This is a genomic window from Planobispora rosea (assembly GCF_014648175.1).
Lineage (GTDB): Bacteria > Actinomycetota > Actinomycetes > Streptosporangiales > Streptosporangiaceae > Planobispora > Planobispora rosea.
In genome coordinates this window covers 272,305-295,691 of the sequence record NZ_BMQP01000004.1, presented here as the reverse complement: position 1 = coordinate 295,691, position 23,387 = coordinate 272,305, and the positions used below count along the sequence as shown (strand labels likewise).

The 23,387-nt window shown below is 72.9% G+C and carries 22 protein-coding genes; 13 read left to right on the top strand and 9 right to left on the bottom strand.

All coding sequences use genetic code 11. The features are described 5' to 3' along the window. Positions 1-101 precede the first annotated feature (101 nt). The 4 genes from IEZ08_RS06090 to IEZ08_RS06075 all read left to right on the top strand — a co-directional run bounded on the left by IEZ08_RS06090 (position 102) and on the right by IEZ08_RS06075 (position 3,455). The gene (locus tag IEZ08_RS06090; RefSeq protein ID WP_068922582.1) at positions 102-839 is read left to right on the top strand and encodes a lysophospholipid acyltransferase family protein; all 738 of its coding nucleotides are present in this window, start codon (positions 102-104) and stop codon (positions 837-839) included. A 57-nt stretch (positions 840-896) separates the two neighbouring features. After that, the gene (locus tag IEZ08_RS06085; RefSeq protein WP_229802945.1) at positions 897-1,331 is read left to right on the top strand and encodes a fluoride efflux transporter FluC; all 435 of its coding nucleotides are present in this window, start codon (positions 897-899) and stop codon (positions 1,329-1,331) included. A 7-nt stretch (positions 1,332-1,338) separates the two neighbouring features. Then, positions 1,339-1,695 (top strand): FluC/FEX family fluoride channel, encoded by a 357-nt coding sequence (locus IEZ08_RS06080; RefSeq protein WP_189241811.1) that lies wholly within the window; start codon positions 1,339-1,341, stop codon positions 1,693-1,695. 119 nt (positions 1,696-1,814) lie between these two features. Continuing rightward, positions 1,815-3,455 (top strand): HAMP domain-containing methyl-accepting chemotaxis protein, encoded by a 1,641-nt coding sequence (locus tag IEZ08_RS06075; RefSeq protein WP_084779895.1) that lies wholly within the window; start codon positions 1,815-1,817, stop codon positions 3,453-3,455. 128 nt (positions 3,456-3,583) lie between these two features. On the opposite strand, the gene IEZ08_RS06070 is transcribed toward IEZ08_RS06075, so the two are convergent. Further along, positions 3,584-4,057: a MarR family winged helix-turn-helix transcriptional regulator gene (locus tag IEZ08_RS06070; RefSeq protein ID WP_141703814.1), complete on the bottom strand. Its 474-nt coding sequence runs from the start codon at positions 4,055-4,057 to the stop codon at positions 3,584-3,586. 82 nt (positions 4,058-4,139) lie between these two features. Between IEZ08_RS06070 and IEZ08_RS06065 the strand changes: the two genes are divergently transcribed. Further along, complete coding sequence (locus IEZ08_RS06065; RefSeq protein ID WP_068922586.1) at positions 4,140-4,571, top strand: DoxX family protein; 432 nt, start codon at positions 4,140-4,142, stop codon at positions 4,569-4,571. Between the two features lie 11 nt (positions 4,572-4,582). On the opposite strand, the gene mmuM is transcribed toward IEZ08_RS06065, so the two are convergent. The 5 genes from mmuM to IEZ08_RS06040 all read right to left on the bottom strand — a co-directional run bounded on the left by mmuM (position 4,583) and on the right by IEZ08_RS06040 (position 12,791). After that, positions 4,583-5,446 carry a homocysteine S-methyltransferase gene (gene mmuM / locus IEZ08_RS06060; protein ID WP_068922587.1) on the bottom strand — a complete coding sequence of 288 codons (864 nt, stop codon included), beginning with the start codon at positions 5,444-5,446 and terminating at the stop codon, positions 4,583-4,585. Positions 5,447-5,460: 14 nt separating this feature from the next. Then, positions 5,461-7,722: an arylsulfatase gene (locus IEZ08_RS06055; RefSeq protein WP_189241810.1), complete on the bottom strand. Its 2,262-nt coding sequence runs from the start codon at positions 7,720-7,722 to the stop codon at positions 5,461-5,463. A gap of 136 nt (positions 7,723-7,858) precedes the next feature. Next, the gene (locus IEZ08_RS06050) at positions 7,859-9,493 is read right to left on the bottom strand and encodes a DUF885 domain-containing protein (RefSeq protein WP_068922589.1); all 1,635 of its coding nucleotides are present in this window, start codon (positions 9,491-9,493) and stop codon (positions 7,859-7,861) included. 131 nt (positions 9,494-9,624) lie between these two features. Then, positions 9,625-12,012 carry a VIT domain-containing protein gene (locus tag IEZ08_RS06045; RefSeq protein ID WP_229802944.1) on the bottom strand — a complete coding sequence of 796 codons (2,388 nt, stop codon included), beginning with the start codon at positions 12,010-12,012 and terminating at the stop codon, positions 9,625-9,627. Further along, complete coding sequence (locus IEZ08_RS06040; RefSeq protein ID WP_068922591.1) at positions 12,009-12,791, bottom strand: MerR family transcriptional regulator; 783 nt, start codon at positions 12,789-12,791, stop codon at positions 12,009-12,011. Before IEZ08_RS06040 ends, IEZ08_RS06045 begins: the two co-directional genes overlap by 4 nt. Positions 12,792-12,933: 142 nt before the next feature. On the opposite strand from IEZ08_RS06040, the gene IEZ08_RS06035 reads away from it, so the two are divergent. Together IEZ08_RS06035 and IEZ08_RS06030 are read left to right on the top strand one after the other, a co-directional pair. Next, positions 12,934-13,587 carry a transcriptional regulator gene (locus IEZ08_RS06035; RefSeq protein WP_203863231.1) on the top strand — a complete coding sequence of 218 codons (654 nt, stop codon included), beginning with the start codon at positions 12,934-12,936 and terminating at the stop codon, positions 13,585-13,587. Next, positions 13,577-14,296 carry an SRPBCC family protein gene (locus IEZ08_RS06030; protein WP_189241809.1) on the top strand — a complete coding sequence of 240 codons (720 nt, stop codon included), beginning with the start codon at positions 13,577-13,579 and terminating at the stop codon, positions 14,294-14,296. Before IEZ08_RS06035 ends, IEZ08_RS06030 begins: the two co-directional genes overlap by 11 nt. A 39-nt stretch (positions 14,297-14,335) precedes the next feature. On the opposite strand, the gene IEZ08_RS06025 is transcribed toward IEZ08_RS06030, so the two are convergent. Beyond that, entirely contained in the window at positions 14,336-14,680 is a 345-nt protein-coding gene (locus IEZ08_RS06025) for a hypothetical protein (RefSeq protein ID WP_189241808.1), read from the bottom strand. Between the two features lie 289 nt (positions 14,681-14,969). Between IEZ08_RS06025 and IEZ08_RS06020 the strand changes: the two genes are divergently transcribed. Continuing rightward, a complete protein-coding gene (locus IEZ08_RS06020) occupies positions 14,970-16,133 on the top strand; it encodes an alkaline phosphatase PhoX (RefSeq protein WP_189241807.1) in 1,164 nt (387 codons plus the stop codon). Positions 16,134-16,254: 121 nt separating this feature from the next. Further along, positions 16,255-16,722 (top strand): Dps family protein, encoded by a 468-nt coding sequence (locus tag IEZ08_RS06015; protein WP_068928604.1) that lies wholly within the window; start codon positions 16,255-16,257, stop codon positions 16,720-16,722. A 9-nt stretch (positions 16,723-16,731) separates the two neighbouring features. Here IEZ08_RS06015 and IEZ08_RS06010 read toward each other — a convergent pair whose 3' ends face one another. Then, the gene (locus tag IEZ08_RS06010; RefSeq protein WP_203863230.1) at positions 16,732-17,643 is read right to left on the bottom strand and encodes a bifunctional helix-turn-helix transcriptional regulator/GNAT family N-acetyltransferase; all 912 of its coding nucleotides are present in this window, start codon (positions 17,641-17,643) and stop codon (positions 16,732-16,734) included. Between the two features lie 138 nt (positions 17,644-17,781). On the opposite strand from IEZ08_RS06010, the gene IEZ08_RS06005 reads away from it, so the two are divergent. Further along, positions 17,782-18,753, top strand: coding sequence for a lactonase family protein (locus IEZ08_RS06005; protein ID WP_189241806.1), 972 nt, complete (start codon positions 17,782-17,784; stop codon positions 18,751-18,753). A 7-nt stretch (positions 18,754-18,760) separates the two neighbouring features. Here IEZ08_RS06005 and glpK read toward each other — a convergent pair whose 3' ends face one another. After that, on the bottom strand, positions 18,761-20,230 hold the full coding sequence (gene glpK / locus IEZ08_RS06000; RefSeq protein ID WP_068922595.1) for a glycerol kinase GlpK: 1,470 nt from the start codon (positions 20,228-20,230) through the stop codon (positions 18,761-18,763). Positions 20,231-20,370: 140 nt separating this feature from the next. On the opposite strand from glpK, the gene IEZ08_RS05995 reads away from it, so the two are divergent. The 3 genes from IEZ08_RS05995 to IEZ08_RS05985 all read left to right on the top strand — a co-directional run bounded on the left by IEZ08_RS05995 (position 20,371) and on the right by IEZ08_RS05985 (position 23,311). After that, positions 20,371-21,396: a 6-phosphofructokinase gene (locus IEZ08_RS05995; protein ID WP_189241805.1), complete on the top strand. Its 1,026-nt coding sequence runs from the start codon at positions 20,371-20,373 to the stop codon at positions 21,394-21,396. Positions 21,397-21,542: 146 nt separating this feature from the next. After that, on the top strand, positions 21,543-22,646 hold the full coding sequence (macS, locus tag IEZ08_RS05990; RefSeq protein ID WP_189241818.1) for a MacS family sensor histidine kinase: 1,104 nt from the start codon (positions 21,543-21,545) through the stop codon (positions 22,644-22,646). 35 nt (positions 22,647-22,681) lie between these two features. After that, on the top strand, positions 22,682-23,311 hold the full coding sequence (locus IEZ08_RS05985; RefSeq protein WP_203863241.1) for a response regulator: 630 nt from the start codon (positions 22,682-22,684) through the stop codon (positions 23,309-23,311). Positions 23,312-23,387: the final 76 nt, after the last annotated feature.

Below are 23,387 nucleotides of genomic sequence, written 5' to 3'. Positions count from 1 at the left end.
TTGCGAGAGGGGCGATTTGGGTTGTTCGGTGGTGTAGGTGGCAGAGGCCGAAGGTGGGAAGATACCTCCAGGTCGCTGACTGACAACCGAAGGAGCATCGAGTGTTCTACTGGGTGGTGAAGGCCATCCTCTGGCCCTTCCTCCATCTGATCTTCCGCCCGTGGGCGGAAGGCGTGGGGAACGTGCCGAAGGAGGGGCCGGTGATCCTGGCCGGCAACCACCTGTCATTCGCCGACCACTTCTTCGGGGCGCTGTTCCTGCCGCGCAAGGTGATCTCTCTCGGAAAGGCCGAGTACTTCACCGGCCGGGGGCTGAAGGGAATGGTCAGCCGGGCCTTCTTCAGCGGGGTCGGCACCGTGCCGATCGACCGGTCCGGAGGCAAGGCCAGCGAGGCGGCGCTCCGCACCGGCCTGCGCATCCTGGGCGAGGGGCACGTGCTCGGCATCTACCCCGAGGGCACCCGCTCCCACGACGGCCGTCTCTACAAGGGCAAGACCGGCGTGGCCCGGCTGGCCCTCGAGTCCCGGGCGCCGGTCATCCCGTGGGCGATGATCGGCACCTTTGAGATGATGCCCCCCGGCCGTCCGCTGCCCAAGCTGGGCATCCGCCCGGGGGTGAAGTTCGGCAAACCGCTGGACTTCTCCCGTTACTACGGCATGGAGGACGACCGCCTGGTCCTGCGCGCCGTCACCGACGAGATCATGTACGCGCTGATGGAGCTCTCCGGCCAGGAGTACGTCGACAAGTACGCCGCGAGCGCGAAGGCGGACGCCACGAAGAGCAGGCCGGACGCCGCGGCCGACGCCGCCCGGAGGGCGAAGGGGCCCGGCCGCGACTGAAGGATCTCCGGGCCCGGCCGTCCCCGGCCCACCGGGGGGTGGCACTACCCTGTCGGGGTGAGGATCGACGCGGCCGTGTCCGGCGCCGTGGCGTGCGGCGGAGCCCTGGGCGCGCTGGCCCGTCACGGGCTGGGGGTGCTGTTCCCGGCCGCGCCGCCCGCGTTCCCCTGGACGACCCTGGTGATCAACACACTCGGCTGCCTGCTGATCGGCGCGCTGGTCGGGTGGCTGGTGGCGTCGGCGCCGCACCGGCTGGCCGGGCCGTTCCTGTCGACCGGGGCACTCGGCGGCTTCACCACCTTCTCCGCCTTCGCCGTCGACGTGGAGGCGCTCGTCCATCTGGGCCGTCCGGGCACGGCCGTCGCCTACCTCGTCGCGACCCCGGCCCTGGCGCTGTCGGCCGTGTTCGCCGGTACGGCCCTGATCCGCAGGGTACGGCCGGCGCCTCCCGCCCCGCCCGCCGAGGACGTCCCCACGGAACGGACGCGGTGAGGACGGGATGACGGTGCTGCTCGTGGCCGTGGGCGGCGCCGCCGGAGCCGTGCTGCGCCACCTCGCCGGACTCCGGACCTCCTCCCCCTTCCCCTGGGGGATCCTGCTGGTGAACGTGGCCGCCTCGTTCCTGCTGGGTCTGCTGACGGCGGGGGCGCTGGCCGGATGGCTGCCGGTCTGGGGCCTCACCCTCGGCGGAGCCGGGTTCTGCGGGGCGCTCAGCACCTACAGCACGCTCGCCTACGACGTCATGCGGCTGGCCGAGTCGGGCGAGCGCCGACCGGCGGTGGTGAACCTGGTGTTCACGCTGGTGGCCGGTCTCGCCGCGGCCTTCGCCGGGGCGGCCGTCGGCCGGGCGCTCTGAGGTCCTCACCTCCGGGCGGCACGATTGCTCAAGGCGACCACTCAAGAACGGCGGGCGCCTTCCGATGAGGAAGATGCCGCCCAGCGCTTCTGGGATTACCGCATCTTTTGAGGAAAGCCATGTCGTCGCTCTCTGTTCCGCCCCCCTCCGGGTCCCACTCCGCCGCACCCGCCCGGCGGTCACTGATCGACCGCTGCCGTGACCTGCCGCTGACCGCCAAGATCTTCGCCGCCGTCACCGCGGTGGCGACCGCGGGCCTGCTCGTGCTCGGTGTGAGCGTCAGCGGCCTCAACCAGGCCGACGACAAAGCCACGGAGATCTACGAGCACGGCGTGCGCCCGATCGAGACCCTCGGCCTGATCCACAGTGACATGCTGCGGGTGCGCTACCTCATGCTCAACTACTACATGTCCAACCCCGAGTTCCGGGTCAAGAACGCTGAGGAGATGCGCAAGGCCGACGCGAGCATCGTCGAGAACGCCGAGGTCTTCGCCGCCGTCACGACCGACAAGGCGGCCTGGGAGCGCGTGTACGCCGACTGGGCCGAGTACGTGAAGATCCGTGACGGGCAGGTCATCCCCTCCGCCGACAAGCACGACCTGCCTGGCTTCTGGAAGGGCTACAACGCCATCAGGCCGATCGACGAGCGCATCGCGGAGGGGATCGCCGGCCTGCGCGCCGCTCAGAGCCAGACCGCGGTCGCCAGTGTCAACGACGCCCACGACACCGTCGGCCAGGTCATCGCCCGCGTCAGCGTCATCGGCGGTCTCGGCCTGGCCGCCGGTCTCGGCCTGGCCTGGCTGGTCGCCCGGAGCGTGGTGGGGCCGCTGCGCCGCGTCACCGGTGTCCTGGACGCGCTCGCGCACGGAGACCTGACCCGCAACGCCGACGTCACCAGCCGGGACGAGGTCGGCACCATGGCCGCCGCCCTGAACCGCGCCATCACCACCATGCGCCAGACCATCGCCGTCATCCACGCCAACGCCACCACCCTGGGCGCTTCCTCGGCCGATCTGGAGGCCGTCAGCCGGCAGCTGGCCGACAACGCCGAGGGCACCGCCGCCCAGGCAGGCGGCGCCCGGGAGGCCGCCCGCGAGATCACCGAGCACGTGAGCACGCTGGCCGCCGCCTCCGAGCAGATGGGCGCCTCCATCCGGGAGATCTCCACCAACGCCTCCGACGCCGCCACCGTGGCCGTCGAGGCGGTCACCTCCGCCCAGGAGACCACCGCCGTGGTCGGCAAGCTGGGTGAGTCCTCGGCCGAGATCGGCAACATCCTCAAGGTCATCACCTCCATCGCCGAGCAGACCAACCTGCTGGCCCTCAACGCCACCATCGAGGCGGCCCGCGCCGGCGACGCGGGCAAGGGCTTCGCGGTGGTCGCCTCCGAGGTCAAGGAGCTGGCCCAGGAGACCGCCAAGGCCACCGAGGACATCGCCGCCCGCATCGAGACCATCCAGTCCGACACCGCGGCCGCGGTGGGGGCGATCGACAAGATCTCTGCCATCATCGGCACGATCAGCAACTACCAGACCACCATCGCCGCGGCGGTGGAGGAGCAGACCGCCACCACGGGCGAGATCAGCCGCAGCGTCTCCAGCGCCGCGCAGGGGGTGCACAACATCGCCGACAACATGACCGCCGTGGCCGGTGCCGCCCAGGAGACCACCGAGGGAGTGGAGACCTCCCGGCAGGCCTCCGAGCGCCTGGCCGCCATGGCGGCCGAGCTGAACCAGCTGGTCACCCGTTTCCGCGTCTGACCGGGCCGGAGCCCGTGCCCGGCCCTGACCGGGCCCGCCCGGGCGTCTGATCGGCGGCCTGTGATCCTCGGGCGAGGATCACAGGCCGCCTCGCGGTTTCACGGGGTGCACACCACCGGGAGGGCGTTCTAGGGGAGGGCGCGCGCCGAGGAGTGGGTCGCCGCCTCCACCTTGCGCATGACGCGGGCCATGGTCTCGAGCTCGTCCGGGCTCAGCAGGTCGATCAGCAACTCGCGCACGACGGCGACGTGGCCGGGCGCGGTGCGCTCCAGGCATCTCATGCCCTGCTCGGTGAGCACGGCCAGGACGCCGCGGTCGTCGGAGGGGCAGGTGGCCCGTTCCACCAGGCCCCTCTTCTCCAGCTGGCCGATCTGGTAGGTCAGGCCGCTCTTGGAGACCACGACGGTCCGGGCGAGCTCGGTCATCCGCAACCGGCGGCCGGGGGCGGCGGACAGTCTCGCCAGGATCTCGTACTGGGCGTGGGTGAGGCCCGCGTCGGCCTTCAGCTGCTCCTCGACGCGCCTTTCCAGCAGATGGGACGCGGTCAGGTAGGCCGTCCACGCCGCCATCTCGCGCTCGTCGAGCCACCGTGGTCCCGTCACTTACCCAGTCTACCTGTTGTTTGAATTTGAACTATCTGTCATCATGGCCATTGTTCAAATTTGAACCACTTCGGGAGGCGTCATGCTGGACCAGGCACGCTCCATCGCCCTGCTGCTGGGCCGGATCGCCATCGGCGCGATCTTCTTCGTGCACGGCTGGATGAAGTTCACCGGAGGGCTGGAGGGGACGACGGCGTTCTTCGAGCAGATCGGCGTCCCCCTGGCGGGCGTGGCGGCGCCCGCGGTGGCCGTTCTGGAGGTCGCCGGCGGGATCGCGCTCATCCTGGGCGCCGCGCTCCCGATCTTCGGGGTCCTGCTCGCCCTCACCATGCTCGGGGCGATCGTGTTCGTCCACGGGGCCAACGGCTTCGCGGCGGACAAGGGCGGCTACGAGTTCGTCCTCGCGCTGGCCGCGGCGAGCCTGATGATCGCCTTCAGCGGCGGCGGGGCCCTGGCCGCCGACAACCTCTGGCGGCGTCGCCGCGGTGACCGGGAGGCCGCGGTCGCCGGCTGACCCGGCCGGTCCTACCCGCCGTAGATCTGCTCGCGGATCTGGCGGATGTGCTCCGGGGTGGTACGGCAGCAGCCGCCGATGAAGGCCGAGCCCGCCGCGTGCCACCCCGCCGCCGCCGTACCGAACTCGACCGGGTCGGCCGTGCCCGTCCAGCGGCGGTTCTCCGCGTCCCACGTCTCGCCCGAGTTGGGGTAGACCATCACCGGCTTGCCCTCGATGCGGCCGATGAGGCTGGGGATGTGGCGCGGCGCGGTGCAGTTGACCCCGACCGCGAGAACCCGCGGGTCGGCGGTGAACAGCGCGGCGGCCTCCCGGAGCGGGGTGCCGTCGCTGATGTGCTCGCCGTCACGGCAGGAGAAGCTGACCCAGGCCCGCACCCCCGGTGTCTCGCCGAGCAGGCGCTTGAACGCGCGGGCCTCGGCGAAGGAGGGGATGGTCTCGCAGGCCAGGAAGTCGGCGCCGCTGTCGGCCAGGATGTGCCACCGGTCGCGGTGCCAGCCGGCCAGGCCGTCCTCGTCGAGGTCGTAGTCGCCGGTGTACTCGGCGCCGTTGGCGAGGTAGGCGCCGTACGGTCCGACGCTCGCGGCGACCGCGCCCTCCCCGTGGGCGTCCCTGGCCTCCGCCGCGAGCCGTACCGAGAGCCGGATCAGATCCTCGGCCTCACGCACCGTCAGCCCCCTGCGCAGGAACGCCGGGATGCTCGCCTGGTAACTCGCCGTGGTCGCCACCTGCGCTCCGGCCGCGAAGTAGTCCAGATGCGCCTGACGGATCGCCGAGGGATTCTCCACCAGGACCTTCGCCGACCACAGGTCGTCGCGCAGATCCGCGCCGAGCGCCTCCAGGTGGGTCGCCAGCCCACCGTCGAGAATCACCATTCCGCCACTCTACGTCACTCGTAACGACGGCCGATCTCCCGGACGATCTCCAGGAAGTTCTGCCCGGCGTCGGGTGCGAAGGGGCCCGGGGTGTAGGTGACGGCGGTCAGCGCCCCGGTGAACGGGAAGGGGCCGCGCGCCTCGTAGAGGTCCCAGGAGACGGGGGAGCGGCGGTCGATCCCGACGTCGACGCCCTCGAACGGAGCCATCGCGGCGAGCATCGGCAGGCCCGCCGCGGACGCCCGCTCCCGTCCGTCGGCCAGGACGGTGACGTCCCAGACCCAGCCGCCGGGCGCGCCCACCTCCACCCGCGCGGTCCGCTCCGGTACGGCCCCCGCCCGCAGCTCGTGCATCACCCCGTAGGCGTTGAGCGCGAAGACCAGCTCCCCGTCCGCCACGTACAGGACGTAGCCGCCGCCCTGGTCGCCGTGGGCCACCAGCACGCCCTCGCCCGGCTCGGCGATCTCCGCCTCGATCGTGAAGGAACGCCACTGGATGAGCTGGAGCGAACGCCACCGCTCCAGGGTGTGCAGGTCCGGCGTCAGCCGTACCGGACCGGCGTCGGCGTGCCACGGCGGACGCAGCAGGTAGCGCAGGCGCGAGCCCTCGTCCAGCGGGTACACCAGGTTCTCCCGGGCGGCCCCCTCCCAGGCGGCGGCGAGCTCGGTGACCAGCTCGGGCCGGTCGGCCGCCAGGTCGTGGAGCTGGACGCGGTCGGCGCGCTGGTCGTACAGCTCCCACTCGTGGTCGCCGAACGGGGTCAGCGGCCGGTGCCGGGTGACCGCCTCCCAGCCGTCACGGTAGAAGCCGCGGTTCCCGCCGAGCTCGAAGTACTGCTCGGTGTGGCCGTGCGCGGCGGCGGCCTCGCGCAGCGGGCCGTCCAGCGAGACCCCCGTCCGGGGCAGTCCCTCGGCGGCCTCGATCCCGGTGAGGTCGAGCAGGGTCGGCAGCAGGTCGGTGACGAAGGCCCACTGGTCGCGCAGGCCCGAGGCGTCCAGCCCCGCGGGCCAGGAGAAGAGGAACGGCACCGAGTGGCCGCCCGCGTGGGTGTTGGTCTTGTAGAGACGGAACGGGGTGTTGGAGACCGCCGCCCAGCCGCGCGGGTAGTGCGGCAGCGTCCGCGGCCCGCCGACCAGGTCGATCCTGGCCAGGTCGGCGGCGAGGTCCTCGCGGTCGTGCCCGCTGTTCTTCGACAGCAGCGTACGGAAGTACTGCGTGGTCCCGCGTTCCTCGCCCTCGCGGGAGCCGCCGTTGTCGGAGGTGAAGACGAAGATCGTGTTCTCCAGCTCGCCGAGCCCGGCCAGGCAGTCCCGCAGCCGTCCCGCGCTCGCGTCGATGCCGGAGATCATCGCCGCGTAGACCTCCATGTAGCGGGCGAAGAGCCGCCGCTCGTCCTCGCCCAGGCAGTCCCAGGCCGGGACGTCGTCACCGGGCACGGCGTCGCGGGGCGGCAGGGGAGTGCCCGCCGGGAGCACGCCGAGTTCGATCTGGCGCCGGTGCCTGCGCTCCCGGATCACGTCCCAGCCCACGTCGTAGACGCCCCGGTGCGCGGCGATGTCCTCCGCCTTGGCCTGCAGCGGCGCGTGCGCGGCGCCGTGCGCGAAGTACAGGAAGAACGGCCGGTCCGGGTCCGACGCCCTGAGCTGCCGGATCATGCGGACGGCCCGGTCGGTGAGGTCGTCGGTCAGGTAGTAGCCGTCGGGGTAGCGGTCCACCTCGACCGTGTGGTTGTCCTCCACCAGCCGGTGCGGGTGGTGGAAGTTGGTGAATGCCTCCAGGAAGCCGTAGAAGCGGTCGAACCCCCGCTGCAGCGGCCAGGCGTGCCGGGGCCCGGCGTCCGACATGTCGGAGTCCTTGGTGAGGTGCCACTTCCCGATTGCGAACGTGGCCCATCCGGCGTCCCGGAAGATCTCGGCGGCGGTGACCGCGTCGCGGGAGATCTCCCCGGTGTAGCCGGGGAAGCCCGGGTCGGAGTTGGCCACGTGGCCGACCCCGGTCAGGTGCGGGTTCACCCCGGTCAGCAGCGCCGCCCTGGTCGGCGAGCACATGGGCGTGACGTGGAAGTTGGTCCAGCGCACGCCCCGCCCGGCGAGCGCGTCCAGGTTCGGGGTGGGGATCTCGGAGCCGTAGCAGCCCAGGTCGGAGAAGCCGACGTCGTCGGCGAGCACGATGACGACGTTGGGCTTCCCCGCCGCCGACGCCCGGGGCGGCCACCAGGGTTCCGACCCCGCGAACGTCCGTCCGACCCGTCCCGGGAAGCCCTCGTACTCGATCATGGGCGGATTATAGGAACCGGACGCGCCGAATCCTTGTCACCGCCGTACAGAGCTTCCCGGGGACGGGTGAACGCGCGGGCGGGTGGAGCGTGGGACGGGCGGAGCGTGGGACGGGCGGAGCGTGGAGGGCGCCGCGTCAGCCGACGCGGCGCAGGGCGTCGGCCAGGCTCGCCAGGCCGACCGGGCCCAGGTCCAGGGCGGCGGTGTGCCAGCGGCGCAGGTCGAAGTCCGCGCCCAGACGCTGCCGGGCCTCCTCGCGGGCGGCCAGCCAGGCGCGCTCGCCGAGCTTGTAGGACGGCGCCTGACCCGGCCAGCCGAAGTAGCGGACCACCTCGGCGTGGACCCGGTGCGGTTCGCACCGGCCGCGGTCGCGCAGCACCTCGCACGCCTTGTCGAAGGTCCACTTCGAGCCGTCGGGCAGCGGCAGGTCCAGGTGCACGCCGATGTCGATGACCACCCGGGCGGCCCGCAGCGCCGATCCGCCGAGCATGCCCAGGCGGGTGCCCGGTTCGGTGAACCAGCCCAGCTCGTCGGCGAGCCGCTCGGCGTACAACGCCCAGCCCTCGCCGTGCCCGCTCACCCACGAGTTCCGGCCGAAGCGCGACAGGCTCTCCCCGGCCACCCGGGTCTGGCCGAGCTGCAGGTGGTGGCCGGGCACGCCCTCGTGGAAGACCGTGGTCAGCTCGTTCCAGACGGTGAACCGCTCCCCGGCGCCCTCGCCCACCGGCCACCAGGTACGGCCCGGCCGGGACAGGTCCTCGCTCGGCGAGGTGTAGTAGGCCGCGCCCGAGGTCGAGCCGAGGGACAGGGTCACGTCCACCCGGCGCAGCGGCTCGGCGATGTCGAAGTGGGTGCCGTGGAGCTGCTCGATCGCCTGGTCGTGGCGCTCCTGCAGCCAGTCCCGGTAGGCGTCGAGGCCCTCGACGAACTGCGTCCCGTCGAGGATCGCGGTCGCCTCCGCCACCGACGCGCCGGGCCGTACCCGGTGCGCCTCGGCGGCCAGTTCCTCCTCGATCCGGGCCAGCTCGGCCCAGCCCCACTCGTAGGCGTCGGCCAGGTCGATGTCGGCGCCCAGGTTCAGCCGGGAGTTCACCGCGTAGCGCTCCGCCCCGACCGCGTCGGTCCCGGCCGCCCGGGGGGCGTACTCCTCGCGCAGGTAGCGGGCGGTCTCGGCGTAGGCGGAGTAGGCCGCCGCCGCGCCCTTCTCCAGTGCGCTCCGCGCGGGCCCGTCGCCGTAGGAGCCGATCAGGCCCGCGTGCGTGGCGCCCGTCGCGAACAGCTCGGCCTGCACCGCCAGCTCCAGCGCCTGGCGGCGGGCCGCGGCCAGGCCGCGGGAGAGCCCCTCCTCCAGGCTCGTCCGCCAGCTGCCGAGCATCTCCGGCATGCCCGCCAGCCGCGCCGCCACGTTCCGCCAGTCGTCCTCGGTCTCGTGCGGCAGCAGGTCGACGCCGTCCCGCAGGTCGGTGAGGAGCCCGAACGGCGCCTGTACGGCGCGCAACGGTTCGCCGATCTCATGGCAGGCGAGCTCGGCCTCCAGGCGCTCCCGCAGGTGGGCGGCGGCCCGCACGTCCGCCTCGCCCTCCGGCTCCAGCGTGCTCAGCGTTCCCAGGGTCCGGCGGATCAGGTCGGCCTGGGCGGCGTACCCGTCCGGGCTGTAATCGGAGGTCGCGGCGAACTCGACGTCGATGCCGGAGGCCGCGGCGCCGACCGGGTCGAGCGCGGCGGAACGGGTGACGTAGTCGTCGCAGAGATCGAAGATCGGGCTCGTCATCCTCGCACCCTAGCCGACGTGACCCGGCCGGTCAGGCACCCTCCTCGGCCGGGCGCCTGACCGGGTGCCGCGTCCATCGATGACCTCGGCAGGCTCGGTCATGACGGCCGGCCTGCCGGGTCACGGGCGCCTCACCGCTTCCAGAACGGGCGCCGCTTCCCGCCCGGCCCCCGCTGGAGCAGGGTCTCCAGGGTGTGCTCGGCCAGCTGCCACAGCGTGTCCACGTCCACCGCGGGATCACCCGCCGTCAGGTCTCTGGCCAGCGCCTCCAGTTCGGCGTGGCCGCCGTGGTGGGCGGCCAGCCCCGCCAGGCGGGTGCCGAGGTCGGCCAGGTACCGGCGCCGGTCCTCGGCCCGCAGGGAGGCGGCGGCCCGCAACCGCCGGAGCTCCTCGGCCAGCTGCTCCCGGAACGGGTCCAGCGGCTCCCGCGCTGCGGCACTCCTCTCCTGCTCGTGCTCCATCCAGTCGATGGAGCCGCCCGCGCCGTACGCCGGCGCCCCCGCCGCGGGCGTGGGCACACCCGGCCCGGCCGGCTCCGCGAACTCCGCGGAGGCCGGGGCGGGCGGCGGCGTGAACGCCGATCCGGGGGCCGCCATACGGAAGGCCGCCCGGGGGGCGGGCATGGACGCGGGCATGAGGGCGGGCGCGGCCATCAGGCTCATCGGCGGCGCGGCGGGCGGGGCCTGCCAGCCGCTCGGGAGCTCCACCGGCTGGACCACTTTGTGCTGCGGGCCGCCCTCGGCGACCACGTGGGTGTCGACCGCGACGAACGCGGTGAACCGGCAGAGCACGCCGTACCGGAGGGAGAACGCGATGATCTCCTCCTCCAGGGAGTGGTCCCCGGCGGCGTAGCGGTCCTCCAGCATGCGCAGCCGCGCCCGCGCCCAGATGGACCGCACGGCGGGGTTGTCCGTCCTGCTCCCGATGACGCGCTGCTCCCACGGCCGCCCGGCGGTGTCCAGCCCGCTCAGGACCACCGCCCCCGAGGCGTCGCCCCGGTAGCGTCCGTGCACGGTCAGCGGCACGCCCGGGTAGACCGCGCCGAGGTGGCCGGTCGCGCCGGGGACCAGGTCGAGCCCGTCGCCCTTGAGCGACAGGTCGGTGACCAGCGGCGAGCCGATCCTGCGATGGATGTTCTCCATCGCCTCGTCCAGCTGGTCCTCCGACTCGACCAGCTCGCACCGGCCCTTGCCGAACCCGGTCAGGCGGCTCAGGAAACCCGCGTTGACCGCGCGGTCGATGCCGACCGTGTGCACGCGCACCCCGGCCAGACGGGCGCCGAGCCGTTCCAGGATCTGGTCCTCGTTGCCGATCTGACCGTCGGTGACCAGCACCAGCACCCGGTCCCTGGACGGGTCGCCCAGCAGGGCGACGGCCTGCTCCAGCGGCTGGAGCATCTCGGTGCCGCCCCGGGCCTCCAGTCGGGCCAGGTGCTCCACCGCCCGGTAGCGGTTGCGGTCGGAGGCCTCGACCAGGCCCGCGCCGAGCCGCTCGGGGTGCTCCACCACCGTGTCGAAGGAGAGCACGGCGAACCGGTCGCCGGAGGTCAGCGTGTCGACGATGCGGGCGGCCGCACGCCGGGCGGCGACCATCTTCCAGCCGGTCATGCTGCCCGACCGGTCGAGCACCAGGACGACGTCCTTGGGAGCGGCCGTGGGCGGGGCCTCCGGCGGGACCACGGTCAGCGCGAACGTGCCCTCCGCGCCCTCTCCGTCGGGGACCAGCGAGAGCGAGGTGGAGGCGTCGAACGCCAGACGGAGGATGAAGTCGCGGTCCAGACGCTCACCGGGCTGCAACTGCACCGTGTTCCCCTCCCGCACGACCGTGTGCAGGCTGGAGCGGACCTCGCGCAGCTCCAGCCCGCCGGCGTCGATCGTGGCCGCGAGCGAGAGCCGTACCGGGTTGGGGAAGCCGGGAAGCAGCACCGGCGGGGTGATGCGGGAGGCGTCGGGGACCGCGTCGGTGTCCGGGGCCCAGCCGCCGCCGGCCTGGTCGCCGTCGAGCGGGGTGCCGGGGATGTAGCGGGGGGCGACGACCAGGGGGAAGCGGAAGGTCGCCGCGCCGTCCTCGTAGGGGAGGGGCTGGTCGAGGGTCAGGCGGACGGTGACCCGCTCGCCCGGCACGATGTTGCCGACCCTGATGGTGAAGACGTCGGGCCGGTCCTCCTCGGCGATCGCGGCCCGTCTCCCCTCGGAGATCGCCTGGTCGTAGTCGGCCCTGGCCTGCCCGCGCTCCTTCAGCACGCCCTCGACGACCCGCCCGTCGGCCTCCATCCGGAAGGCCGTGACGGCGGCCCGGTCGGGCAGCGGGAAGATGTAGGTCGCCTCCAGCGGCACGTCGAAGGGGTTGCGGAAACCCTGGGTGACCCGGACTCCGGCGGCCAGGCCCGTGACGTCGGCGGTGACGTCCACACTCTCCAGAGGCAGGTTCCCGCGTTCGGTGACGAGCGCGCCCAGCCCGGCGTCGGGGACCGGCTCGCACTCGTCCGGGCGCAGCGGGGTGATGTGGTCGATCATCATGGGCTTCCTTCCGGAGGGGCGAGTTCACGGTTGCGCAGGAGCGTGACCAGCGCCTCGGAGGCGGCGCCGATCGCGGCGAGGTCGTCGCCGGACGGGGTGCGGCCGGCGCCGTCGAGCAGGAGGGTCACGCCGGGCGCCAGCCGCAGGGCGGGCACGGCCGTGACGGGGAGGCGAGCGGCGGCGGCCGTCCCGGGCCCGGCCGGGCCCGCGGCGGCTGTGGTTCCGGCGGCTTCCCGTTCGGTCGTGTGTCCGGCGGCCTCCCGGTCGGGGGCGGTGGACGGAGGGCCGCCGGCTCCGGGAGCCGGTGGAGGGGCGGGTGCTTCGGCCCAGAAACGCGGGCGTGCGGCCTTGGGGGCGGCCGTGTTCCCCGCGCCGGTCGTTCCCGGCGGGCCGTGGCCGGTCGCGCCGGGCGAGCCGTGGCCGGGATCGGCGGGTGCGGTGGGGGTGACGGTGTCGCCGGGGGCCGGGGGGAGCCCGGCGGGGATGCGGGCGATCGTCTCCAGGGCGCGGTCGGTGGCGCCGGTCAGCTCGGCCTGGATCTCGGCGATGCTCCGGCCGTCCGCCTGGCGGCGCTTGACGGCGATGAGCTGGAGCAGGTGCCGCCTGCCGTACAGGGCGACGCGCCCGCGGCGGGCCAGGGGCGGGTCCAGCAGGCCGATCGTGGCGTACCACCGGACGAGACGCTCGTTGGGCACGTCGCGGACCCGGCCGTTGGGCCGCTCCGCCGGGCCCAGCGCCTGGGAGGCCCGCTCCACCAGCTCACCGATCGTCCATTCCATGGACCCACAATGACACTGTAACTATGACAGTGTCAAGAAGCGTCGCCGCCCCTGTGCCGCCACCTCTGATCGGCGGGGTGCGGGCCCGCCGCCGGCCGGTCCATCAATTGACAGATTAATTTTTCTATTGTCTCATGGCGATATGGCCGCAACCGAGATGAGCCTCATGGACGAGCCCGACCGCCTCCGGGTGGCGCTCACCCCGATCCGCAGGCGGTTGCTGGCCCGGCTGCGCGAGCCCGCCTCCGCCGTCCAGCTCGCCGCCGAGCTGGACCTGCCCCGCCAGCGGGTGAACTACCACGTCAAGGCGCTGGAGCAGGCCGGACTGATCGAGATGGTGGAGGAACGCCCGCGGCGTGGCTTCACCGAGCGGGTGATGCGCGCCACCGCCAACGCCTTCCTCGTCGATCCCGGCGTGCTCACCCCGGCCGGCGAGGAATCCGGGCCCGCCGGGGCTTCCCCGCGGGACGGGGAGACCGCCCGGGTCGACGACGGGTTCCGCCGCATCGCCGACCGGTACGCCGCCGAGCACCTGGTCGAGGTGGCCGCCGGCACCGTGCGCGAGGTCACCCGCATGGCCGCCGCCGCCGACCGGCGGGGCGTCCGGCTGCTGACGTTCACGTTGGAGGCCGAGGTGCGCTTCGACGCCCCGGGCGACGTGCACCGCTTCACCGACGAGCTCGCCGAGGCGGTCGCGCGGGTCGCGGCCCGCTTCGACACCCCCGGCGGGCGGTCCTACCGCCTCGTCGCCGGGGGACATCCCACCCCCCGCCAAGGAGCCGAAGATGACAGATGAACCGTTCTTCGTCGAGGTCGTGATCTCCGCCCCCGTCGAGGAGGTGTGGGAGGCCCTGCGCGACACCGAGCAGATCCGCCGCTGGCACGGATGGCACTGCGACGAGCTCGACAAGGAGATCGAGGTCATCTACCACCAGAACGTCGTCGAGTCCGCCGCCGAATACCGGCTGGACGTCCAGGGTGGCGACCGCTTCGAGCTGACCGGCCTCGGCGACCGGACCCGGCTCCGGCTGACCCGCGCCCCGCGCGGCGGCAACCCGGAGTGGGACGCCTACTACGACGACATCACCGAGGGCTGGATCACCTTCGTCCACCAGCTCAGGTTCGCCCTGGAACGGCATCGGGGGGCCGACCGGCGGACCGTGTACCTGTCCGGCCCGGGGGGCGAGCCGGTGCTCCGGGCGGCCGGGTTCGCGGCCGTGGCCGGGCTGGCCCCCGGGAGCCCGTACGAGCTGGACGGCCCCACCGGGGAGAGGTTGCGCGGCGAGGTCTGGTTCCGCTCGGCCCACCAGCTCGGTCTCACCGTGGCCGGCTGGGGCGACGGCCTGCTGGTCGCGGGCCGGACCCCCGCCTCGCCCGCCAACCCGGAGGGCGGCGCCATGATGGTGCTCACCGCCTACGGCCTGGACGACGAGGCGTTCGCCGCGCTGGAATCGCGCTGGCGGGCCTGGTGGGCGCGGCACTTCCCGGCCGGTTCCGCCGCGTGACGCGGCCGGTCCCGCGGGCCGCGCCCCCACGGGACCGGCCTACACCGGCAGGTAGCCCTCCCCGTGGGGCGCCTGCCGGGCGTATCTCTCGTAGTCGTGATCGAAGTTCGGGCAGCGGCAGTAACCGTGCCGGACGATCAGAAGCGCTCGCGACGCCGTGTAACCCCCGGCGTCGATGGCCGGCAGGACACCCGAGCAGACGGTGCACCGGCCGGTGTCGCGCGGCGGGCGCGCCGACGCGCACGCCGCGAGGACGGCCGGTGCTCCCGGCCCGGTCCGCCCGGCGCTGTCACGGACGGCAGGATCGGATCCCCCCGCGATCCGGGTCCGGCAGCCCCGGTCGGGAGAGGCCGTCGTGTCCCGTGCGGAGCTCGTGCTCTCCATGGCGAGAATCGTAGGGTAATCAGCCGGTCGCATTCGGTTGTTGCGGGTGCTGTTGCGGTGGAAATATGTTCTGCCTTTCGCCCGCCGCGGGGGGGCGGCGAAGGGGCGGGGCGCGGAACGACGCCCGGAACGACGCCCGGGACGGCGCCCGGCGGCGGCGCGCGCGGCGGTGCGGATTTTCGCAAAGCACTTGCTTCGAGGTTTCCGAAAAGTTTGAGTCGGGGAAGCAGTCTCGTTCATGTGGATTTGATCGACTTGCCGCCCATCGTGAAGGCAACGAGGAGGCGTCATGCATCGCCGTACGTTGTTGCGCACCGGAGGATTGACCGCCGGTGCGGCGTTCGCCGGATCGCTCTGGCAGGGGGCCGCGTGCGCCGCCGCCGTCGCCCCCGGCTCCGTCCACGTCACCGCTCGCAGGGGGGCGAGCCCGTACGGCCCGCCGGGCGCGCCCGACGCCAACGGCGTCGCGCTGCCGCCGGGGTTCACCAGCAGGATCGTCGCCCGCACCGGCCGCAGGGTCGGCGGGATGCTCTGGCACGCCGCGCCGGACGGCGGCGCGTGCTTCGCCGACGGTGACGGCTGGATCTACGTGTCCAACTCGGAGATCCCGCTGCTCGGCGGGGCTTCGGCGATCAGGTTCGGTCCCGGCGGGGAGATCCGCGAGGCGTACCGCATCCTGTCGGGCACCAACCTCAACTGCGCGGGCGGGCGGACCCCGTGGAACACCTGGTTGTCGTGCGAGGAGATCCTGCGCGGACGGGTCTTCGAATGCGACCCGTACGGCGAGCGCGCCGCGATGCCGCGCCTGGCCATGGGCCGCTTCAAGCACGAGGCCGCCGCCTGCGACCCCGATCGGGAGGTCGTCTATCTGACCGAGGACGAGTCGGACGGCTGCTTCTACCGGTTCCGGCCCGCGGAGTGGGGCGACCTGACGGCCGGGCGGCTGGAGGTGCTCTGCGCGACCTCCGACACCGGGCCGGTCACCTGGCAGCGGGTGCCCAACCCGGCGGCGCCGCTGATCCCGACCCGGCACCAGGTGGGCGCCGCCAAGCACTTCTCCGGAGGGGAGGGCTGCCACTACGACGGCGGCGTGTGCTTCTTCACCACCAAGGGCGACAACCGGGTGTGGGCCTACGACGCGGAGAACGAGCGGCTGGAGATCGTCTACGACGCCGACTCCCCGCTGACCGGGGTGGACAACATCACCGGCACCCCGGCCGGGGACCTCTACGTGGCCGAGGACGGCGGGAACATGGAGATCAACCTGATCACTCCGGACCGCGAGGTCACCCCGTTCCTCCGGATCGAGGGCCACGCCAAGTCCGAGATCACCGGTCCGGCCTTCTCCCCGGACGGCACCCGGCTGTACTTCTCCTCCCAGCGCGGCGCCCGCGGCGACGCCGCCGGGACCGACGGCGTCACCTACGAGGTCACCGGTCCGTTCCGACGCTGAGCGCGGGGGCGGGCCGGCCGGAGAGCCGTCCGGCCGGCCCGGCCAACATGGGATGGGCATGGGTGGGTATAGGGGTCTCTGTCCAATAGAGGCCACCTATCGACTAATGGGAGGTATGTCCATGTCGACCATCACCAGTCCGCTCCAGCCGGGCGACCAGAAGATCGTGGGCGAGGCGCTGCAGGGGGCGCTCGTCGACCTCCTCGACCTCTCGCTCCTGGCCAAGCAGGCCCACTGGAATGTGATCGGCCCCAACTTCCGCCAGATCCACCTGCACCTGGATGAGATCGTCACCTTCGCCCGGACGCATGCCGACACCGTCGCGGAGCGGGCGGTCGCGCTCGGCGTCACCCCCGACGGCCGCGCCTCCACCGTCGCGGGTTCCAGCCAGGTTCCCCAGGTCGAGGGCGGTTACCTGGACGCGGGCAAGGTCGTCTCCGCGATGACGGACATCCTGGAGTCGATCGGCCGCCGGATGCGCGAGCGCGTCGAGGCCACCGCCGAGGCCGACCCGCCCACGCAGGACATCCTCATCGCCGTCACCCAGGACGTCGAGAAGCACCACTGGATGATGCAGGCCCAGCGCTGACCGGCGCCGCTACAGATCGCGGGCCCAGATCTGCTCGGTGAAGCCCTCGCCCGGCTCCTCCTCGACCAGTTCGAAACCCGCCGCCTGGTAGATCCGCCGGGCGCTGACCAGCGCGTCCCGGGTCCACAGCATGATCCGTCGGTAGCCCGCCCCGCGGGCGAATCGCAGGCACTCGTCCACGAGCCGCGCGCCGATTCCCATGCCCCGGGCCGACGGCTCGACCAGGAGCATCCGGAGCTGGGCCGTCTCGTCGTCCCTGCGCACGCAGAAGACGCATCCGGCCCGCTCGCCGTCCACCTCCGCGATCCACCCGGCCTCGCGCCGGGGGTCGCGGTGGTCCACGTAGTCGGCCACGATCCTGGCCACCAGGGCCTCGAAGTCCATGCCCCAGCCGTACTCGGCGCTGTAGAGCGCGCCGTGCCGGTGCACCGCCCAGCCGAGGTCACCGGCACGGGGCGGCCGGATGACGTACGGTTCCCGCCTCGGGGTCCGGCCGAGAATCTCCCGGATCGTCGCCATGCTCGCCACCAGCCGCCGCCGGTCCTCCTCGCCGATCCCGTCGAGCAGGCCGTGCACCTCCTGCGCCGAGCGCTCGTCGAGGGTCTTGAACGTGGTCCGGCCCGCCTCGGTGAGCACGATCACCTGCCGCCGGGCGTCGGCGGCCGACCGCTCACGGGCGACCAGTCCGTCGGACTCGAACCGGCTGAGGATCCGGCTGAGGTATCCGGCGTCGAGCCCGAGCAGCCGCCGCAGTTCGCCGGCCTCCATCCGGTCGTGCCGGTCCAGCTCGAACAGCACCCTGACCTCCGTCAGGGAGTACGGCGTGTCGAGGACGCCCTGGCCGAGCACGCCGATGACGCCGGTGTAGAAGCGGTTGAACGCGCGGATCTCCGCGATGTGGTCGTTGACGGTCTCCTGCATAGTTGACATCATCAACTATTCCATTGACTGAGTCAACTAAATAGGGAGAAGGGTCATCATTACCCGTTGGTAGGGGTGTTCCTCCGGAGGGACTGCGCTACCTTCGCAAACTGTCTGATAGTCCATGAGGACGGGAGCATGATGATGAGCCTTGCTTATATCGGTGGATACACCCCCGACACCGGTGGATCCGGCAGCGGCATCGTCCTGGTGGATCTGGAGACCCTGGAACGGCGGGGGGGCGCTCCCGCCTCCGGGCCGTCCTTCCTCGCCCTGCACCCCCGGCTCCCGGTGCTCTACGCGGTCGGGGAGAGCGAGCAGGGCACGGTGGAGGTCTTCTCCCGGGGCGAGAGCGGAGCCCTGACGTCCCTGGCCCGGCGTTCCAGTGAGGGGTCGTCCCCCTGCCACCTGGCGGTGAACCCGGCCGGGACGTTGCTGGCCGTGGCCAACTACGGCGACGGCACGGTGAGCGTGCACGGGATCGACGGGGCGGGCCTGCTCACCGGCGTGCGGGCCTTCCCGCACCGCGAGGGCGCCCACGCCCACCAGGCGACCTTCGGCCCCGACGGCGTGTTGTACGTGACCGACCTGGGCACCGACGAGGTCCGCCGCTTCCTGGTGCGGGAGGGGTCGCCGGAACACGTGGCCGAGCATCCGGGCGGGCCGGTACGGCTCGCGCCCGGCATGGGGCCCCGGCACCTGGCCTGGGCCGGGGACCACCGGGGCGGGCAGTGGTACGTGGCCGGGGAACTGGACGGGACGGTCCGCGCCTACGACTCCGGCTGGCGGGAGGTCGCCGCCGTCGCGGCCAGCGCCGCGGGAGGGAAGAACCACCCCTCCCACCTGGAGGTGCGCGGCGACCGCGTCTACGTCGCCAACCGGGGCCCGAACACGATCGGGGTGTTCGCGGGACCGGATCTCGCGAGGGTGGCCGAGGTGCCCTGCGGCGGCGACTGGCCGCGCCACTTCGCCGTCGCCGCCGGCCACATGTACGTCGCGAACCAGAACTCCGGCGACGTGGCCGTACTCCCGCTGAAGGACGGGATCCCGCAGGAGGCCGGGCGGGTCCTGGCGACCGGCACCCCCTCCTGCGTGCTCCCGCTGGCCTGAGCGGCGCTCAGGCCCAGGAGCGGGCCCGTTCGACGGCCTTGAGCCAGCGGGCGTAGGCGGCGCCGTCCCGGCCGCCGGGCTCGAAGCGCCGGTCCAGGTTCCAGGTCGTGCGCAGTTCCTCGGGCGAGGACCACAGGCCGGTGCCGAGCCCGGCGAGGAAGGCCGCGCCCAGGGCGGTGGTCTCCTGGATCGCCGGGCGCTCGACCGGGACGCCCAGCTGGTCGGCCTGGACCTGCATGAGCAGGTCGTTGCCGCTCGCGCCGCCGTCGGCCTTCAGCGTGGGCACCTTCAGGCCCGCCGCGCCCGTCATGACCTCCACCACGTCCCGCACCTCGAACGCGATCGCCTCCAGGGTCGCGCGGGCCAGGTGCCCCCGGGTGGTGCCCCGGGTGATGCCGAGGATGGCGCCCCGGGCGTCGGGATCCCAGTGCGGCGCGCCCAGGCCGGTCAGCGCGGGCACGAACACCACGCCCCCGCTGTCGGGGACCGTGCGCGCCAGCGTCTCGGACTCGGGCGCGGTCTCGATCAGCCCGAGACCGTCGCGGAGCCACTGCACGGCGGCCCCGGTGACGAAGATCGCCCCCTCCAGGGCGTAGGTGATCTCACCCGACGGCGTCTGCCAGGCCACCGTGGTCAGCAACCCGGCGTCCGACCTGACGATCTCGCTCCCGGTGTTGATCAGGATGAACGACCCCGTCCCATAGGTGCACTTCACGTCGCCCGGGGCGAAGCAGGTCTGGCCGAACAGCGCGGCCTGCTGGTCCCCGGCCAGGCCGCTGATCGGCAGGGACAGGCCGAGGAAGGCGGCGGGGTCCGTCCGGCCGACGTCCCCGTAGTTCGGCACGATCTCCGGCAGCGCGCCCATCGGGACGCCGAACAGCTCGCACAGCTCCGCCGACCAGCCGCCCCCGGCCAGGTCGTACAGGAGGGTGCGGGAGGCGTTGGAGGGGTCGGTGACGTGCCGGGCGCCCCCGGTCAGCCGGGCCACCAGGTAGGAGTCGACGGTGCCGACGACGGCCCGCCCCCCGGTCACCCCCTCCCAGACGCCGGGGTCGTGCCGGGCCATCCAGGCGAACTTGCTCCCGGTGAAGTAGGGGTCGAGCCGGAGCCCGGTCAGCTCGGCGACGCGGGACTCGTGGCCCGCCTCGCGCAGCGAGGCGCAGATCCCGGCGGTACGGCGGTCCTGCCAGACGATGGCCGGACGGGGCGCGTCGAGCGTGGCGGGGTCCCACACCACGGCGGTCTCGCGCTGGTTGGTGATGCCCAGGCAGGACGGGGCCACGCCGGCCCCCTCCAGCGCGGTGCGGCAGGCGGCCAGCGTGGCCCGCCAGATCTCCTCGGGATCGTGTTCCACCCAGCCGGGTTCGGGGAAGTACTGGGTGAACTCCTGGTATCCACGGGAGTCGATCCGGCCGTCCTCGGTCACGACGAGCGCGGTGACCCCGGTCGTCCCGGCGTCGATCGCGAGAACCGACATGCGCACTCCTGTTCATTTGGTCTAGACCATTTGCCCGCTGGGGAGGCAGAATGCCTTGCGTCGGCGGCGAAATCCGCCGCCGGCCGCGCTACCCCACATAGTCTGGCTGTCTCGCCTCGGAACCACCACCGGAGGATGCCATGCGTATTGGAGTGCTAACCGGGGGCGGCGACTGCCCCGGCCTGAACGCCGTTATCCGCGCCGTCGTGCGCAAGGGTGTCGGCGTCTACGGGCACGAGTTCGTCGGGTTCCGCGACGGCTGGCGCGGACCGCTCGAGGGCGAGACCATGCCGCTGGACATCCAGGCGGTGCGGGGCATCCTGCCGCGCGGCGGGACCATCCTCGGCTCGTCGCGGACCAACCCGATGAAGATCGAGGGCGGCGTCGAGAAGATCAAGGACAACCTCGCGACGGCGGGCGTCGACGCCCTGATCGCGATCGGCGGCGAGGACACCCTCGGCGTCGCCAAGCAGCTCTTCGACCGCGGGGTGAGCGTGGTCGGCGTCCCCAAGACGATCGACAACGACCTCAACGCCACCGACTACACCTTCGGCTTCGACACCGCCGTCAACATCGCCATGGAGGCGATCGACCGGCTGCACACCACCGCGGAGTCGCACCACCGCGCGCTGATCTGCGAGGTCATGGGCCGCCACGCGGGCTGGATCGCGCTGCACGCGGGCATGGCGGCGGGCGCCAACGTCATCCTCATCCCGGAGAAGCCGTTCGACATCGACCGGGTCTGCGCCTACGTCGAGTCCCGCTTCAAGACGCGCTACGCGCCGATCATCGTGGTCGCCGAGGGCGCCCACCCGGTCGAGGGCCAGATGGCCCTGCAGGACGGTGAGCTCGACGCGTTCGGCCACGTCAAGCTGGGCGGCATCGGTGAGATGCTCGCCAAGGAGATCGAGAAGCGGACCGGCAAGGAGGCCCGCACCACCGTGCTCGGCCACATCCAGCGCGGCGGCACGCCCACGGCCTTCGACCGGGTGCTGGCCACCCGCTTCGGCCTGCGGGCCATCGACGCGGCGCACGAGGGCGAGTTCGGCACGATGGTCGCCCTGCAGGGCACCGAGATCGTCACCGTCGGCCTGGACGAGGCGACCAAGGAGCTGAAGACCGTGCCGGTCAGCCGCTACGCGGAGGCCGAGGTCTTCTTCGGCTGATCGCCGCCCCGATCGCCCCGGTCCGGTCCGGCCGGTCGTTCCGCCCGCCCGCCGGGTTGCGCGACCGGCGGGGCCGGCTCGGTCACCGTGACGGCGGTGAAGGCCCCGGGTTGTGCGGTTGCCGGTAGGGTCGAGGTGTGACCGGAATGGAGACCCCGTTCTGGCGGACCGTCGCGGTGTTCCGCGTCGCGTCTCTGGTGTACGCCGCGGCCCTGCTCGTCCGTGCCGGGGGATACGCCAGCCCGGCCGTGGGCTGGCTGGTGATCGGTGTCATGGCGCTGTGGACCGCCGCGACGATCTTCGCCTACTCCGTCGACGAGTTCCGGGGGTGGCCGCTGCTCATCGCCGACATGCTCGTGACGCTCGGCTGTCTGCTCGCCACCCCCGCCGTGCAGGGCGTCTACCAGGAGGACAGCCTGCCGATCACCGGCACCTGGATGGGCGGCGCGGTGCTGGCCTGGGGAGTGCACGGCGGGCGCCGGGCGGGGGCCGCGGCCGCCGCGATCGTGTCCCTGGGCGACCTGTGGACGCGCGGCGCGGGCGGCATGGAGTTCGAGAAACTGCCGATCAACGGGACCGTCCTGCTGTTCCTCGCGGGAGTGCTGGTCGGGCACGTCGCCCAGCTGGCCAGGAAGGCCGAGGCGCACATGCAGAAGGCGGTCGAGCTGGAGGCCGCGGGCCGGGAACGGGAACGGCTCGCCCGGGGCATCCACGACTCGGTGCTGCAGGTGCTGGCCCTGGTGCAGCGGCGCGGCCAGGAGATCGGCGGGGAGGCAGCGGAGCTGGGCAGGCTCGCGGGCGAGCAGGAGGCCGCCCTGCGCGAACTGGTCAGGCTCCGCCCCGAGCCGTCCCCGGCGGGCGCCGCGGACCTGCGCACCCTGCTGCAGGGGTACGGTTCCGGCTCGGTGACCGTCTCGGTCCCGGCGACCCCGCTGACGCTGCCCGCCGCGACCGCCAGGGAGCTGGCCGCCGCGGTCGGCGCCGCCCTGGACAACGTGGTACGGCACTGCGGGCCCCAGACCCCCGCGTGGGTGTTCGCCGAGAGCGACGACGGCGTGGTCACCGTGACCGTCCGGGACGAGGGACCGGGCATCCCCGAGGGGCGTCTGGATCGGGCGGCGGCCGACGGGCGGCTCGGCGTCGCCCAGTCGATCCGGGGCCGGGTCGAGGATCTCGGCGGGACGGTCACCGTGATCTCCGCCCCGGGGAGCGGCACCGAGATCGAGATGTCCGTCCCGGCCTCCCCGTAGCCCCGGCCCCTCCTTAATCTGGGGGGATGCGCGTGATGGTGGTGGACGACCACCCGATGTGGCGGGACGGGGTGGCCAGGGACCTGGCCGAGGCCGGGTACGAGGTGGTGGCCTCGGTGGGGGAGGGGCGTCAGGCGGTCCGGGTGGCCGCGGCGGTCCGGCCCGAGCTGGTGGTGCTGGATCTGCAACTGCCCGACCTGTCCGGGGTGGAGGTGGCCAGGAGGCTGGCGGCGGCGGACCCGCCGCCCCGGGTGCTGGTGTTGTCGGCGAGCGGGGAACAGGACGACGTGCTGGAGGCGGTCAAGGCCGGTGCGTCTGGATATCTGCTGAAATCGTCGAGCAAGGAGGACTTCCTGGAGGCCGTCCGCCGTACCGCCGCGGGTGACGCGGTGTTCACCCCCGGGCTGGCCGGCCTGGTCCTGGGGGAGTACCGCCGGCTGGCCGCCCAGCCCGCCCCGGCCGCGGGGCCGCGCCTGACCGAGCGGGAGACGGAGGTGCTCCGCCTGGTCGCCAAGGGCCTGTCCTACCGGCAGATCGCCGAGCGGCTGGTGCTCTCCCACCGGACCGTCCAGAACCACGTCCAGAACACCCTGAACAAGCTCCAGCTCCACAACCGCGTCGAGCTCGTGCGCTACGCCATCGAGCAGGGCCTCGACGAGGCGTAGCGAGGTCCGGCGGGGCGGCGGGGACGTCCGGCGGGGGCCGCGGGAGGAAGGTTGTCGGGAGGGCTGCGGAGCGGGA

Bases quoted from the DNA above. Each gene is read 5' to 3' on its own strand.
- IEZ08_RS05985 (WP_203863241.1), top strand. From the start codon at position 22,682: ATGGTGGTGGACGACCACCCGATGTGGCGGGACGGGGTGGCCAGGGAC.
- IEZ08_RS06050 (WP_068922589.1), bottom strand. From the start codon at position 9,493: ATGACGAGCCCGATCTTCGATCTCTGCGACGACTACGTCACCCGTTCC.
- IEZ08_RS06065 (WP_068922586.1), top strand. From the start codon at position 4,140: ATGCTGGACCAGGCACGCTCCATCGCCCTGCTGCTGGGCCGGATCGCC.
- IEZ08_RS06035 (WP_203863231.1), top strand. From the start codon at position 12,934: ATGGCCGCAACCGAGATGAGCCTCATGGACGAGCCCGACCGCCTCCGG.
- IEZ08_RS05995 (WP_189241805.1), top strand. From the start codon at position 20,371: ATGCGTATTGGAGTGCTAACCGGGGGCGGCGACTGCCCCGGCCTGAAC.
- IEZ08_RS06005 (WP_189241806.1), top strand. From the start codon at position 17,782: ATGATGATGAGCCTTGCTTATATCGGTGGATACACCCCCGACACCGGT.
- IEZ08_RS06030 (WP_189241809.1), top strand. From the start codon at position 13,577: ATGACAGATGAACCGTTCTTCGTCGAGGTCGTGATCTCCGCCCCCGTC.
- mmuM (WP_068922587.1), bottom strand. From the start codon at position 5,446: ATGGTGATTCTCGACGGTGGGCTGGCGACCCACCTGGAGGCGCTCGGC.
- IEZ08_RS06075 (WP_084779895.1), top strand. From the start codon at position 1,815: ATGTCGTCGCTCTCTGTTCCGCCCCCCTCCGGGTCCCACTCCGCCGCA.
- IEZ08_RS06055 (WP_189241810.1), bottom strand. From the start codon at position 7,722: ATGATCGAGTACGAGGGCTTCCCGGGACGGGTCGGACGGACGTTCGCG.
- IEZ08_RS06045 (WP_229802944.1), bottom strand. From the start codon at position 12,012: ATGATGATCGACCACATCACCCCGCTGCGCCCGGACGAGTGCGAGCCG.
- IEZ08_RS06015 (WP_068928604.1), top strand. From the start codon at position 16,255: ATGTCGACCATCACCAGTCCGCTCCAGCCGGGCGACCAGAAGATCGTG.
- IEZ08_RS06020 (WP_189241807.1), top strand. From the start codon at position 14,970: ATGCATCGCCGTACGTTGTTGCGCACCGGAGGATTGACCGCCGGTGCG.
- IEZ08_RS06080 (WP_189241811.1), top strand. From the start codon at position 1,339: ATGACGGTGCTGCTCGTGGCCGTGGGCGGCGCCGCCGGAGCCGTGCTG.
- IEZ08_RS06010 (WP_203863230.1), bottom strand. From the start codon at position 17,643: ATGCAGGAGACCGTCAACGACCACATCGCGGAGATCCGCGCGTTCAAC.
- IEZ08_RS06025 (WP_189241808.1), bottom strand. From the start codon at position 14,680: ATGGAGAGCACGAGCTCCGCACGGGACACGACGGCCTCTCCCGACCGG.
- macS (WP_189241818.1), top strand. From the start codon at position 21,543: ATGGAGACCCCGTTCTGGCGGACCGTCGCGGTGTTCCGCGTCGCGTCT.
- IEZ08_RS06040 (WP_068922591.1), bottom strand. From the start codon at position 12,791: ATGGAATGGACGATCGGTGAGCTGGTGGAGCGGGCCTCCCAGGCGCTG.
- glpK (WP_068922595.1), bottom strand. From the start codon at position 20,230: ATGTCGGTTCTCGCGATCGACGCCGGGACGACCGGGGTCACCGCGCTC.